Here is a 14,969-nt window from a genome sequence, read left to right on the forward strand (position 1 = left end):
TTTGAGAAAGAGTAAAAAAGTATTATCAAGCCTGACTGCCGCTTTGGTTGCATTAAACGTGCTTGCGGTATTTCCGGTACCTGTATCGGCTGCGGACGCTACCAAGGTTAAATTGCGGATCATGGAAACAACGGACATTCACGACAACCTGATTAACTATGACTACTATTCCGACAAAGAGACAGACCAGTATGGTCTGGCGAAAACAGCTACGCTGATCAAAAAAGCCCGTGACGAAGCGAAGAACAGCTTGCTGTTCGACAACGGTGACCTGATCCAGGGTAACCCACTCGGGGATTATGTAGCGAAGATTGATCCACTCAAAAAGGGCGAAACTCACCCTGTATATAAAGCGATGAACCTGCTCGATTATGATGCAGGAAACATCGGTAACCATGAGTTTAACTATGGTTTGGATTTCCTTGACATGACACTGGAAGGTGCGAACTTCCCTTACATCAATGCCAACGTATATGTAGATGACGGTGACGACGATGAGACGAATGACAAGAACTACTTTACCCCATATAAAATTTTAGACAAAAAAGTTACTGATGAGAGTGGCAAAGAGCACACCATCAAGGTGGGTGTCATCGGATTTGTACCGCCACAAGTTATGCAGTGGGACAGTGCTAATCTGGAAGGCAAAGTCATTGCCAAAGACATTATCGCTACTGCGAAGAAATTCGTTCCTAAAATGAAGGCTGAAGGTGCCGACATTATTGTAGCTATTCCTCACTCCGGTTTTGAAGATATTCCTCAAACGGATCTGATGGAAAACTCGGTATTGTACCTGAGCCAGGTTGAAGGCATTAATGCCATCCTGTTTGGACATGCCCATAAAGTATTCCCGAGCGCTGATTTTGCCGGTAAAAAAGGTGTAGACCTTGAAAAAGGTACAATCAATGGTGTTCCTGCTGTAGAGCCAGGCTTCTGGGGTGACCACCTTGGAATTATCGATTTGGATCTGGAACTGGTAGACGGAAAATGGAAAGTGGCAGACTCCAAAGTAGAGGCACGCCCTATCTATGACACAGCTAACAAAAAGGCTCTGGTAGATGCTGATCAAGAGATCGTTGATGCTGTTCATGACGAACATGAAGGTACGCTTGAGTATGTGCGTGGCCCAGTCGGCGAAACGACGGCTCCAATCAACAGTTTCTTTGCACTTGTTCAGGATGATCCATCCATTCAGATCGTAACAAATGCACAGAAATGGTATGTTGAAAAACATATGCAAGGAACAGAATATGAAGATATTCCTGTATTGTCTGCAGGCGCTCCGTTCAAAGCAGGCGGACGTTCAGGAGCTTCGTATTATACGAATATCCCTAAAGGCACCATTGCGATCAAAAACGTAGCTGACTTGTACGTGTATCCAAATACGGTACATGCCGTGTTGGTTAATGGCGCTGAGCTGAAAGAATGGTTGGAATGGTCTGCTGGCCAATTTAACCAGATCGATCCGGCAAAAGGTGGACAACAACAATTGGTCAATATGGACTTCCCAACGTATAACTTCGACGTTATCGATGGTGTCACGTACCAAATTGATGTAACTCAACCAGCGAAATATGATGGCAAAGCTACGATCGTAAATGCTTCAGCTAACCGGATTAAAGACCTGAGTTTCAATGGTAAACCAGTTGATCCAGCTCAAAAATTCATCGTGGCAACGAATAACTATCGTGCTTCTTCATCCAAACTGGCTAACCCGGACGGTAAACGCATCGTCTTGGCTGCACCGGATGAGAACCGTCAAGTTATCATTGATTACATCCGTGAGAACAAAACGATTAACCCGACAGCTGATGGTAACTGGTCGCTTGCACCAATTAAGCCTTCTGCAGGTGTAACGGCAGCTGCACTCAACGATCTTGAAGTCGTGTTCGCGTCTTCCCCGGATGCCAAAGCATTGGTTGAAGCGAACCCGGCGATGTCCTTTATTGGGACAAACAAAGACGGCTTTGCTGAGTATGGCTTGAAATTGACAGGAGAAGCAACAACGACTCCAGAAACAGGTACGGAGCCTGCTCCAACGCCTACGAAGCCAGACCCAACTCCAACTAAACCTACAACCAAGCCACAACCTGAGAAACCAACAGGCGGCAAAGTGGTACATGTAGTGAAAAAAGGAGATAACCTCTACCGCATCGGCTTGAAATATGGTGTGGACTGGCGCAAGCTGGTTTCCGTAAATAAAATTACAAATGTGCACAATCTTAAAGTTGGACAGAAAATCGTAATTCCCGCGTCTTAAGATTAATTAGCGGTAAATGAAGACCGACAGTCAGCAGACTGTCGGTCTTTTTTATGCTATGACAATGCGAACGTATGCCGGAACCATTATCATTAAAGTCATCAAAACAGTAGAGATAAATTTCAATACCCATGCTATAATATTTACAAACTTTGGGTATATACCAGTAAACATTAATGAGATAGAATCACAAACTGGCAAGGGGGTTCTACATGAATTGCAGTGGCTGCAGTCCAATTCATCCTATAGAGGATCAAGGTACCCTGTATATGCGTCCCATCTCCCCCGCTTTGCTGGAAGCACTGCAGATGCAGGGAAGACATGTCGAACATTCGGATGAACTCATCTGGATGCATTTTTTGAACCTTGAATCTGCACAGCAATGTATAGAGGATATTCTGAACATTGAAGCGACCCTGCCGGATAAGGTAACGGTACAGGTCACTCCACTGTATGGGCAGGTAAATGCGGATAGTTGGATTAGTCTCTCCATGCAGGAAGCTCGACTCAAACATGCGGATCTGGTTTCCATTATCCTGGAGCATCAATTTAGCAGTCATATGCAGCCAATCGTAGATGCATCGGAGCAGATTATCGGATTTGAATTTTTACTTCGTCCTGCTGAACAGGGTAGACCCTTCAGTGCGTATGAATTATTTGAAGTTGCACGGGATACCGGATTGCATTCTTTTCTAGATCGGACAGCACGTATTGCTGCCATTGAGACGAGTGCCGTTCTTTTACCGCATGGTGTCAAACGTTTTGTGAATTTCCTGCCTTCCTCCATCTATAACCCCGAATATTGTCTGACACACACATTTGAGACGATTGAACGCCTTTCGCTAGACCCTAAGGATTTTGTGTTTGAAGTGGTGGAAACGGAACAGATTCAGCATATGTCCATCTTGCAGCATATTTTTGAGGTGTATCGTTCTCATGGAATGTCAGTTGCCTTGGATGACGTGGGGGCCGGATTCTCAACGATCGAAGTAATGAATCGGCTGAAGCCGGATTTTGTCAAAATAGATCGGAGTCTCATTGATCATTGTGATCATGATTTGAACAAACAGCAGCAAATTATTGATATTGTTGAGATGTCGCGTCGTTTTAGCGGGCGGGTACTTGCTGAGGGCATTGAGCGAATCGAGGAATTTGAATTCTGTCGATCCGTGGGTATTGATTTGGCACAAGGGTATTATTTTGGTAAGCCAACCGCCTATCCGCCACAAGGTCCCTACGGAAAAACCTCTGCGTGAATGCAATAAAATATAGTCGTACCACAAGTCACTTCGCTTGATCGGAGTGGCTTGTTTGACATGCCATGAAAACTTTTCATTCAAATAAATAAGCTTATTCAGCCGATATATAGGGTAGGCCTTTGAATAAATTGTTGTCTATATGGCACCTTATTTAATCGGGTCGGAGGGGTCTTACATAAAAAGGTAGATTTAAATTTAGAGGGGGAGAAGCAAGATGGGTAACATTCGGGGGAATGAGCAAGAAAAGGCAGCAACCGAGCCAGCCAAACCAAAAGATAATAAACCTAAAAAGAAAAACAGAAAGAAAAAAGGCTTCGTTTGGAGCATAAGGAACAAATTATTGGTATCCTTCCTGGCTGTTCTACTCTTACCGAGTCTAACCATTGGGATCGTTACGCTAATTATCGCTGATGATACGGTGGAAGACCAGCTGATGGATAGTGCGAAACAAAGTGTAGACACAACGAATTCAATTATTGGAACACATGTGGATGCGAAGATCCATGATATCAATTATTTTGCCAGTTTGATTGTGACTGACATGATTAAAGGACAGGATGAAAGCCCTGAGCTTGAGACGAAATTGAAAGAGTATCTTGGGCTACATCCGGATGCTATAAATATCTTTGTGGGGACCAAAGAGGGAGTCATGGTTCGTGGCAAGGAATCTGCGGGAAGCTCACAAGGGTCCGCTTATGATCCTCGGGAACGAGAATGGTACAAGCTCGCGATGGAGAAGCCAGGTACTCCAGTAGTTTCACCTGTTTCCAAGAATACAGACGGCATTGCTGTTGTCTTTGTCTCCAAAACGCTTGAGGATCAATCGGGTGTCATTGGTTTGTCCATGGATCTAACAGAGTTGCAAAAGCAGGCATCTATTAAGGTTGGCAAGGAAGGGTATGTCGTCATCTTGGATGCAGACAAAAATTATGTCGTATCCCCAGTCGTGGAAGCCGGCACACAAGAACAAACAACAACGCTCGATCCAATGTTCGAGAGCAAAGAAGGCGAATTTAGCTATATCTATCATGACGATCCCAAAACCATGATCTTCTCTACTAACGAGGAAACCGGATGGAAGATTGGCGGCACTTTGTTTAGAAGTGAAGTATCCAATGCAAGTAAAGACATTCGGATGGCAACCCTGTTGGTCATTCTGGCAGCAACCTTCTTAACGTTGATATTTATTATCTGGTTTACACGTTCAATGCTGCGTCCGATCAAACGTCTACAGGAATCCGCTAGAGCCGTAAGTAAAGGCGACCTGACGGTGAAAATGGAAACAGGACGCAAAGATGAGGTAGGCGACCTGGCGAAGTACTTCGAACGGATGGTCGATAATCTGCGCATGATGATTCTGGGTGTGCAGGAAACGGCAGAGCAGGTCTCTGCTTCCTCACAGGAATTGTCCGCAAGTGCGGATCAAACAACCAAGGCCATTGAGCATTCAACGATGGCGATTCAGGAGCTTGCCGAGGGTGCCGAACAGCAAGTGAAGAGTGTGACGGATGGATCAGGGCAAATGAGCCAAATGGCGGAAGATGTTCGTATGATGTCTGAGCGTGTGCAATCCATTACAACAAACATGCGGCATACATCCGGTGCAGCATATTCAGGCAATGAGGCTGCTGGTCAGGCGGTAGAGCAGATGAATAGCATTCAGGAAACGGTAGAACAGCTGGCAACGGTGGTTCAGTCACTGAATGCACGGTCCGTTGAGATTGGCAGCATGGTAGATGTGATTGCCACGATCTCAAAACAGACCAATCTGCTTGCTCTGAACGCCTCCATTGAAGCGGCAAGAGCGGGAGATGCTGGCCGTGGATTCGCCGTCGTAGCGGGAGAGGTGCGGAAGCTTGCTGAGGAATCGGGAAGCTCGGCTGCGCAGATCGGTGAACTCGTTCATAATATCCGTCAGGATATGGATGCGGCCCTGAACGCTATGAATGCAGCCCAGACTCGGGTTGGAGATGGGATTCAGGCTGTAAATACCTCGGGACAATCCTTTGCACAAATTCGGGAGGCTGTAGAGGATGCTGTTCATACGCTGGACGATTTGTCCGAAACAACGAAACAGCTGGAGAGTGGTGCTTCCCATGTTGCCAAAGCAATGAACGATATTTCAATTGTGACCCAAGAATCTGCGGCAAATACGGAATCCGTCTCAGCCTCTTCTCAGGAACAGCTGGCATCTGTGGAGGAGATCGCTTCTTCTTCAGCACATCTGAACAGTATGGCGGAGCAATTACAAGGGTTGTTGGGTATGTTCAAAATGGTAGGGGACTCGCCGAAGGATGGGAATAAATCCTAATCATTAGGTCATATTTTTTACCGCAGTTCCTATAGAATTAGAAAGAAATAAAGATAGACAATTCTCCTGCAGCCATGTATAACTATAGCGTCTGGTTTATCCGCAAGAATTGCGGTGTAATCATATCTGGCAAACCATTCTCATATCATGCCTCAAAACATGATGAATATATCGGCGCAGGAGGCTTTATGACATATGTAGCAATTCTGATTTTTGTACTGACCATCACATTGGTTATCTGGCAACCACGCGGATTAGGCATTGGTTGGTCCGCCATGGGCGGGGCCTTGCTAGCATTGATGTGTGGTGTCGTCAGTCTGAACGATGCTTCTGATGTGGCATCCATTGTATGGAATGCAACGCTCGCTTTTGTCGGCATTATTATGATTTCATTAATACTCGATGAGACAGGTTTCTTCGAATGGGCTGCCCTTCATATGGCGAGGTTGGCAGGAGGAAATGGGCGCAGGCTGTTTATCTATTCCATTTTGCTCGGGGCGGCGGTGTCGGCGCTCTTCGCCAATGATGGTGCAGCGCTCATTCTTACCCCAATTGTGCTCGCGATGGTACGTGCATTGAAGTTCGATGAGCGCATGGTGCTTGCCTTTGTCATGGCTAGTGGATTTATCGCCGATACAACATCGTTGCCGCTGGTCGTAAGCAACCTGGTAAATATCGTATCTGCGGATTATTTTGGTATTACATTTGTGGAGTATGCGGTGCGGATGATCGTACCCAATCTCTTTTCCATCGTGGCGAGTACAGGGATGTTGTTCTTGTTTTATCGCAAAAGTATCCCGCTTCGCTATGATATCTCTGCAGCACGTGATCCAAGGGAAGCTATTCGTGATCCGCGGATGTTTCGCATCGCCTGGTTCATGCTGGTGCTGCTGCTCGTGGCCTATGCTTCCAGTGAGTTTTTGCCAATTCCCGTATCGGTTATCGTTGGTGCCGTAGCTCTTTTGTTCGCCATATTGGCAAGAAAGAGCGAAGCAGTGGACTTGAAACGCGTGATCAAGGAAGCCCCATGGTCCATTGTCGTGTTCTCGGTGGGCATGTACATCGTGGTGTATGGACTGCGTAATGCCGGTTTAACCGATCACTTGAGCCGCTGGCTTGATACTATCGCAGACCATGGTCTGTTGGCCGCCTCAGTGGGAATGGGCATGATCGCAGCGATATTGTCATCAGTAATGAACAATCTGCCCACCGTGTTAATTAACGCACTCGCGATTCAGGGTGCACACACCGAAGGTATAGTGCGTGAGGCGCTGATCTACGCGAATGTGATTGGTTCCGATCTGGGTCCCAAAATGACGCCAATTGGTTCACTTGCCACATTACTGTGGCTGCATGTGCTGTCCCGTAAAGGTGTAAAAATTACTTGGGGATATTATTTCAAGGCAGGCATAATCTTAACCATTCCCACACTATTAATTACCTTGGCCGGATTAGCGTTATGGCTATGGATTCTGGGTTAGTAAAATCGTATTTGTACATTAACAATTATCGTATGATCCAACTTATTGTAAAAAGCTGCTCTTACACGCTGGTGCTACATACCAGCGATGAGGCAGTTTTTTTATTTCTTCTATAGAAGAAACAAATTCTCTTTCTACATTAAGCATGTACACAAAGGCCAGCATCTATAGTGCTGGCCTTCTTTTTTTACCTTCCCTCAGGCTGAGGATTAAAATGCCTGAGACCCCACCAGCGCTGACACAGCGCAGGGAACGGAACGATTGTGTAAAGTCAAAGCGTATTCTGTTTAAGAATTGTTTATGAATTTTAAACACCGAACGTAGTGGAGGGGACGGAATCGATTCTGAAGAAGCGAAGCGTTCGCCTTTGTCTCCGAGTTTTAACATTATACATATCAAATCAAAAAAAATGGAGACAACAGCGATCGGAAGAACGATCCGTAACCGGAACGGCCACTCGAAAGTATTATCGACTTATTCATTATGTGATTAAAATCTGGACACAATACGGATTGAAACAACGTCCGTTCCCGGAGCGGTCAATTCAGCGAAGCTTTTCTCAAATTCATTTCAATTCACAGCCCAACATTTTTAACATTGCGTTTACAAAACATTGATTTTGAGATGACATAACGAAACTACAATGAATAAAGAGTTGATGGTGAACAAAAATAAAAGCAAATCACCGTCACTAAATTGGGGGAGGAAAACAAAACATGTTTAAAAAGTTGCCGTTCATTTTGATGACCTTAACATTCGTACTGGTACTCGCAGCATGCGGATCGAAAAATGACGCTGGTACAGAGGGAAGCAACAATTCCACAGGAGAAACTGCTACTGAACTTAGCGGTAACATTCTGGCTGTTGGTTCAACAGCACTACAACCTCTGGTAGAGCAAGCTGGACAAAAATTTATGGCAGTTGATGAATATAAGAACGTAACAGTACAAGTGCAAGGCGGCGGTAGTGGTACTGGTTTGACACAAGTATCCGACGGACAAGCTACAATCGGTAACTCTGACGTATTTGCAGAAGAGAAAATCGATGATGCAGCAAAAGTAAGCGAACTGAAAGATCACCAAGTGGCTGTTGTAGCCATCGCTCCAGTAAGCAACAAAGATGCAGGTGTGCAAGATTTGACGAAGCAACAACTGATCGACATTTTCTCTGGTAAAATCACAAACTGGAAAGATGTTGGCGGTGCAGATCAAGCGATTGTTATCGTAAACCGTCCTAGCAGCTCCGGTACTCGTGCAACATTCGAGAACTTTGCTCTGGGAACAAAAGTAGAAGATATCCAAGGTTCTATTCAGGAAGATTCCTCTGGTACAGTTAAAAAGCTCGTAGCTGAAACGCCGGGCGCAATTGGTTACCTGGCTCTGTCCTACCTGGATGACAGCCTGCAAGTTTTGAAATACGAAGGTGTAGAAGCAACGGTTGAGAACGTAGAAGCAGGAACATATCCGGTATGGGCTTATGAGCACATGTACACTAAAGGTGATCCGGATGCAGCAACACAAGCATTCCTCGACTACATCCTGAGTGATGAAATTCAACAAAACGACGTGACGGAGCTTGGTTACATCCCGGTATCCGGCATGAAAGTAAAACGTGACGCAGCAGGCACTGTGACTCAATAATCTTTGAACTTGCGCATACAGCGAGAGAGGCGGACCCAGGTCCTGCCTCTTTGCGCGGTTTGCTCTGGAATAATCCCATATTTATGAATTCTACTATAGAAGGATGGTTGTTATGGAACAGACCGAAGGGGGAACGGTAATGAACAACAAGTTGAAACCACGCCGGCCCTTGAGAGAGAAGCATTATTGGGAAGAGTGGACGGGACGGATCTATACGTCGATTTGTGTCGTTTTCCTGATCGTTGTCATGTTTTCCATCGTTTATTTTGTAGCGTCCAAAGGCTTGTCGACCTTTTTCCAGAATGGCGTAAGTTTACGCGAATTTTTATCTGGAAAAACGTGGAATCCAACGGGGGAACCCGCTGCCTACGGAGCGTTGCCGTTCATTACCGGTTCATTCATAACAACTTTGCTTGCAGCTCTGATTGCAAGTCCGCTTAGCTTGTGTGCAGCGCTCTTCATGACCGAGATTGTACCAGGTAAAGGTAAAAAGATATTGCAACCTGCGATTGAGTTGCTGTCCGGTATTCCTTCCGTAGTGTACGGGTTTATCGGTCTCAGTGTGATCGTTCCTTTATTGCGCAGCATGTTTGGCGGAGCCGGCGTCGGGATTGCAGCCGGATGTTTGGTTCTGTCTGTTATGATTTTGCCTACCGTAACAAGCATTATGGCAGATGCACTGTCTGCACTGCCGAAAGGTCTGCGTGAATCATCCTACGCACTGGGTGCAACCCGCTGGCAAACAATCTACCGTGTCATTATCCCGACGGTTCTTCCAGCTTTACTGACAGGGATTGTACTGGGTATGGCTCGCGCATTTGGTGAAGCTCTTGCTGTACAGATGGTCATCGGGAATGCACCGCACGTACCGACATCACTGCTCGAATCGGCTTCAACGTTAACGAGTGTAATCACCCTGAGTATGGGGAACACCACGATGGGATCTGTTCATAATAATGCACTGTGGAGTATGGCGCTTGTCCTGCTGGTGATGACCTTTGTCTTCGTCATTCTGGTTCGCCTGCTTGAAAGGAGGAACCGGGTATGAAAATGAAGGCTAAAACGGTAGATAAAGTTGCCACATCCGTTATCGTTGTTCTGGCACTGTTCATTGTTGTTCTCTTGCTCGGTTTGCTTGGCTTCATTCTGGTACGTGGAATCGGACAGATTAACTGGCACTTCCTGACCAGTGCACCACAGTTGCTCAAAGGTGGAGGCGGGATTGGACCGCAATTATTCAACTCGATCTTCCTGCTTGTCCTGACATTGATTATTACGATTCCGCTCGGATGGGGCGGCGGTATTTATATGGCCGAGTACGCCAAGCCGGGCCGGATCACAAGTTTTATTCGACTGGTTGTCGAAGTGTTATCCTCGTTCCCGTCTATCGTTATTGGTTTGTTCGGACTCTTGTTAATTGTTAATACATTTGGTCTTGGATTCTCCTTATTATCAGGTGCCATGGCCTTGGCAATATTCAATCTTCCACTCATGGTGCGGACAACGGAGCAGGCGTTCCGGGCCGTTCCGAAAGAGCAGAAGGAAGCGGGTCTTGCTCTCGGGTTGTCCAAATGGAAAATTATCACTTCCATTCTGCTGCCTGTGGCATTGCCAAGCTTAATCACGGGTACGATCCTGGCATCGGGCCGGATCTTCGGCGAAGCAGCAGCCCTGATGTTCACAGCGGGTATGAGTAGTCCACCGCTGGACTTCACGGACTGGAATCCAACGAGTCCAAGATCGCCAATCAATCCATTGCGTCCGGCAGAGACACTGGCCGTGCACATCTGGAAAGTAAACAGTGAAGGCATTGGCCCGGATTCCAAAGAAGTAGCCGCTGGCGCTTCAGCCGTGCTTGTACTTCTCGTACTGGCGTTCAATCTGAGTGCACGCTGGATCGGTCGGGTGGTTTACCGCCGCATGACAGCTTCGAAATAAGGAGGAACCAACATGGCCATACCTTTTGGTACGGAACAGTTAAGCATATATTATGGACATTTTCAGGCCGTCAAACAGATCAGCCTGACGTTTCCCGAAGCCAGTGTGACCGCACTCATTGGACCATCCGGCTGTGGTAAATCCACGTTCCTGCGGTCGCTCAACCGGATGAATGACGAGATTGCCGGTTCCCGCACCGAGGGACATATCTGGATGGATGGCAATGATCTGAACGAGCCGGGCACAGACGTAATCAAGCTTCGTCAGAAGATTGGCATGGTGTGGCAGAAGCCGAACCCTTTCCACAAGTCTATCTACAACAATATCGCGTTTGGCCCCCGCTACCGCGGTATCAAGAACAAGAAGGCACTGGATGAAATTGTGGAAAAAAGCTTGCGCCGCGCTGCGCTCTGGGACGAAGTGAAGGACAGACTGAATGAGTCTGCCCTGGCCCTCTCGGGTGGACAACAGCAGCGGCTCTGTATCGCCCGCGCGTTGTCGGTTGATCCGCAGATTTTGCTGCTCGATGAGCCGGCATCTGCGCTTGACCCGGTATCTACGGGTAAAGTGGAGGAGTTGATCTCGGAGCTTAAGAAAGAGCTGCGGATCGTAATTGTTACCCACAATATGCAGCAGGCGGCACGCATCTCGGATTATACGGCTTATTTTTATCTGGGAAGCATGGTTGAGCACGGAGATACGGAGCATATTTTCACCAATCCGGACAATCGTCTGACTCAGGAATATATTATGGGACGTTTCGGTTAATTGTTATATTGGATGGAGTATGAGATCGAGATAGATTTATAGAGATACAAGGAAGCATAACACTCGGGCGAGGTCGTTCGGGGGTTATGCTTTTTTACATCTTCGTACATATGGAATAGTTTGCCAAAGCAAAAACAATCATGCTACGATATTTGTAAATACTGCCTTTAATTTGATAAGAGAAGGAGATGTGGATCATAACTATTCATAAGATTGCCCATGACACCATGGCAACTGAAATTATCTCGCATTATTCCATAGCGAAGCCTTCGGTTTCCTTTATCCGACATAATGAAAATCTAACGTATCAGGTGGTTGATGAATCGACCGGACAGAAGTATCTATTGCGAATACATAAGGCCGCTTTTGCAAGCATGACGGGCATCCAGCATACACGACCTGCACTTGAAGCAGAGATGAATTTACTTCATGAATTACGAGCTACCAGCCCATTGCGGGTGCAGATACCTGTACGCAATACATTGAATGAGTGGGTCACTGTCTATTTGGACGAAACAGGAGAAGAGATCTGTTGTACTGTTCTGGAATGGATTGAGGGCAGGGATATCAAGCAGGGAGAACGTCTGACAACAGCGCAGATTCATGATTTGGGTGTACAGTTGCAGATATTGCATCAATATGGACGACGACCTAAGGAAACTCCCAAGCCACTTGAGGGTTCACAGGTGTCTGAAAGCGGACAGCAGATGAATGACCGTGATCAGCATGCTGATAAGGCGATCATCGCAGAGATGTATACCGATAGCGACAGCCCTGCCTTGGAGCATACAGAAGTAAGACCAGCCTACGGCTCGATCAAAGAGAATCTGGTCATGCTGAAGCAATTGGAGGAAGGCGTTAGACGTGGCATCTTTACTCCTGCAGATTTCGATATGATTCGTGAGACGTTTGAGAACATTAACGGTCAACTCGAAACGTATCCGCACAATGCCGAGACATGGGGAGTGATTCACGGGGACATCACCCGCGGCAATCTGTTAGTGACGGAACAGGGGATATCCATGATTGATTTTTGTTTATACGGTTATGGCTACTATCTATTTGATGCCGGAGGTGCGGCTCTTATTTTCAATCGGGAGGAACGGGATGTCTTCTTATCGGGTTATAGTGAGAAGACAGGACCACTAACGAAGCGTGATATTCGTTTAATGGAAGGATTCATGCTGATCTTTACGTTCGGCTATTTTGCATTCCAGATGGAGAATGAATCCAGGTACGAATGGATGAAAGAGCGAATGCCTCTTATATGCAGCAAATTTTGCAAACCATATGTACAGAATGAGAGTATTTTCTATGAGTTATAATTTGTGATTTCTAGTGGGTGGGTAGCGCTATGAAGAACATTCGTGCAAAGAGAGTTGCATCGAAGGGGCAGTCTGGTGGCTGGAAGCATGCCGGATTGCTACTTAGCGGAGTGGGCATATCCAATCTGGGTGATTTCATATATATTGTGGCGATTAACCTGATGGTATTGAATATGACACAGTCTCCAGCGGCAGTCGCAGGGTTGTGGATTATCTCGCCGATTGCTTCGGTGTGCACTAAGTTTTGGTCAGGCAGCCTGATTGATCGTTATGATCAGCGACAGCTGATGATTGGTGCTGATATGCTACGGGCATTGTTGGTGGCGGCGCTCCCACTGATGTCCAGCCTATGGATGATGTATGCAGTGATGTTTTTGATCAGCATGTCTTCATCTATATTTGTCCCTTCCTCTCAGGTATACATTACCCGGTTGGTACCTGCTGAACGGCGCAAGCGCTTCAATTCCCTACAAGCCCTGATCAGCTCAGGGGCATTTATTACCGGCCCAGCAGTTGCAGGAGTGATGCTGATTTATCTATCTCCGGCGGCAGCCATTTATGCCAATGCGATTTCCTTTGCTGCTTCTGCGTTGATTCTAATGTTTCTTCCCAAACTGGGCATTGGAGAACAGAATATAGGGACGGGAAGCAGACTGACACCTCGGATGATTGCCCAGGATTGGAGAGCTGTACTGAGCTTCAGCCGAAAGTCGGGCTACGTGGTCGGTATATATGCCCTGTTCCAGATTATTCTGGTGGTCGGCATGTCGCTGGATGCTCAGGAAGTGGTGTTTATCCGTCAGGTGATGAACCTGCCTGAATCACAGTACGGAGCATTAATGAGTATCACCGGAATCGGTTATTTGGCAGGTTCCATGCTGGTTTGGATGTTCGCCAAACATTTGCCGATCCGTCACATGATGGGTGGCGGTGTACTTCTGGTCGCGCTGGGTTATTTTCTGTTCGCCCGTTCATTCTCGTTTGAGCTGGCGGCGGTTGCCTTTATTCTGCTCGGTCTGTGCTCCGCACTGGCGAATACGGGCCTGGTTACCTTTTATCAAAATAATATCCCTGTCGATCTGATGGGGCGAATGAGTAGTGTACTTGGACTTGTGTTAAGTGTGTTGCAAGTAGCTTCCATTTTGATTGCAGGGGTAATAGCAGAGCAGTTGTCGCTTCGTATGGTATATACAGTTGTTTCTGGGGTCATGCTGTTAGCTGCGTTGGGATTGTGGGTGACGAGCATGTTTCCTTCCCGAAGCAGGTATTACGATGAACCGGCGAAGCCCAAGGCGATGGTGGGGTGACAGGCAGAAATACGGCAATTCTAGTACAGAATAAAGGTTGCCTGAATACCCGAACCGTTCACTGGAACATAACATAAATAGTATTAAACACAGATATTGGCTAATAGAAAATGAAAAATGTATACGCTTTCGAGATGAAACGCATTAACACATTCATGTGATGAAAGTTTACAGTTTATTCGTTTATCTTGTGTATAAAATGGGAATAAGCAAATATTCGCAAAGAAATCGTTAAGTTTGTTGACACTGATCTTCCGGTCGATTAATCTTAATGAGAAAGTATTAAAAACTTCAATTATCGTTCTGGTACAAGATCAGAATGGTTCCATACAGCGAATGATAGCGAGCGGGAGAGACCTGAGCTTGTCGAGTAAAATGGCAGCTGTCGGGCACCGAAGGAGCAAGCTGCTACGCACCCGGCGCAGCGGTTAATCTCTCAGGTAAATGTACCATCGTTGGACGCAACTCTGGAGAGTGCGCGAACTGCGCCACCCAAGGGGTATATGGTCAAGCAGCACAGTGTGCAGGGTGACATCACCTGTGAATACAGGAATGCATCGATCCGCCGCGCTGCTTATCATGAAACTCTCAGGTATCGAGGACAGAGAGAGGGCCTAGAGCCTTCTTCTGTCCTTTTCTCATGTCATCATTCAGTAATAAAGGAACATTATGGGTGTACG

General features: G+C 46.5%; 10 protein-coding genes and 2 riboswitches. All 10 genes read left to right on the forward strand.

The features are described from left to right. Position 1: 1 nt before the first annotated feature. The 10 genes from RS891_RS02410 (at position 2) to RS891_RS02455 (ending at position 14,289) form a co-directional block, all read left to right on the forward strand. Positions 2-2,260, forward strand: coding sequence for a bifunctional 2',3'-cyclic-nucleotide 2'-phosphodiesterase/3'-nucleotidase (locus RS891_RS02410; protein WP_397386885.1), 2,259 nt, complete (start codon positions 2-4; stop codon positions 2,258-2,260). Positions 2,261-2,472: 212 nt separating this feature from the next. Next, positions 2,473-3,516, forward strand: coding sequence for an EAL domain-containing protein (locus RS891_RS02415; protein ID WP_113055170.1), 1,044 nt, complete (start codon positions 2,473-2,475; stop codon positions 3,514-3,516). Between the two features lie 217 nt (positions 3,517-3,733). Further along, positions 3,734-5,830 carry a methyl-accepting chemotaxis protein gene (locus RS891_RS02420; protein ID WP_315794326.1) on the forward strand — a complete coding sequence of 699 codons (2,097 nt, stop codon included), beginning with the start codon at positions 3,734-3,736 and terminating at the stop codon, positions 5,828-5,830. Between the two features lie 188 nt (positions 5,831-6,018). Beyond that, positions 6,019-7,311 (forward strand): arsenic transporter, encoded by a 1,293-nt coding sequence (locus RS891_RS02425; RefSeq protein ID WP_315794327.1) that lies wholly within the window; start codon positions 6,019-6,021, stop codon positions 7,309-7,311. A 716-nt stretch (positions 7,312-8,027) separates the two neighbouring features. Then, positions 8,028-8,951, forward strand: a complete 924-nt coding sequence (locus RS891_RS02430; protein WP_113055165.1) for a phosphate ABC transporter substrate-binding protein — start codon at positions 8,028-8,030, stop codon at positions 8,949-8,951. Positions 8,952-9,090: 139 nt separating this feature from the next. After that, positions 9,091-9,999 (forward strand): phosphate ABC transporter permease subunit PstC, encoded by a 909-nt coding sequence (gene pstC, locus RS891_RS02435; protein ID WP_099858708.1) that lies wholly within the window; start codon positions 9,091-9,093, stop codon positions 9,997-9,999. A 2-nt stretch (positions 10,000-10,001) separates the two neighbouring features. Further along, positions 10,002-10,889 carry a phosphate ABC transporter permease PstA gene (pstA, locus tag RS891_RS02440; protein WP_063566305.1) on the forward strand — a complete coding sequence of 296 codons (888 nt, stop codon included), beginning with the start codon at positions 10,002-10,004 and terminating at the stop codon, positions 10,887-10,889. A gap of 12 nt (positions 10,890-10,901) precedes the next feature. Further along, positions 10,902-11,657 (forward strand): phosphate ABC transporter ATP-binding protein PstB, encoded by a 756-nt coding sequence (pstB, locus tag RS891_RS02445; RefSeq protein ID WP_113055163.1) that lies wholly within the window; start codon positions 10,902-10,904, stop codon positions 11,655-11,657. A gap of 188 nt (positions 11,658-11,845) precedes the next feature. Continuing rightward, a complete protein-coding gene (locus RS891_RS02450) occupies positions 11,846-12,982 on the forward strand; it encodes a phosphotransferase enzyme family protein (protein ID WP_315794328.1) in 1,137 nt (378 codons plus the stop codon). A 29-nt stretch (positions 12,983-13,011) separates the two neighbouring features. Next, positions 13,012-14,289, forward strand: coding sequence for an MFS transporter (locus RS891_RS02455; protein ID WP_315794329.1), 1,278 nt, complete (start codon positions 13,012-13,014; stop codon positions 14,287-14,289). A gap of 337 nt (positions 14,290-14,626) precedes the next feature. Then, a riboswitch (glycine riboswitch) is annotated at positions 14,627-14,750 on the forward strand. A gap of 4 nt (positions 14,751-14,754) precedes the next feature. Beyond that, a riboswitch (glycine riboswitch) is annotated at positions 14,755-14,896 on the forward strand. Positions 14,897-14,969 lie beyond the last annotated feature (73 nt).

Origin of the sequence: Paenibacillus sp. BIC5C1 (assembly GCF_032399705.1) — a bacterium.
In the GTDB taxonomy this organism is placed as follows: domain Bacteria; phylum Bacillota; class Bacilli; order Paenibacillales; family Paenibacillaceae; genus Paenibacillus; species Paenibacillus taichungensis_A.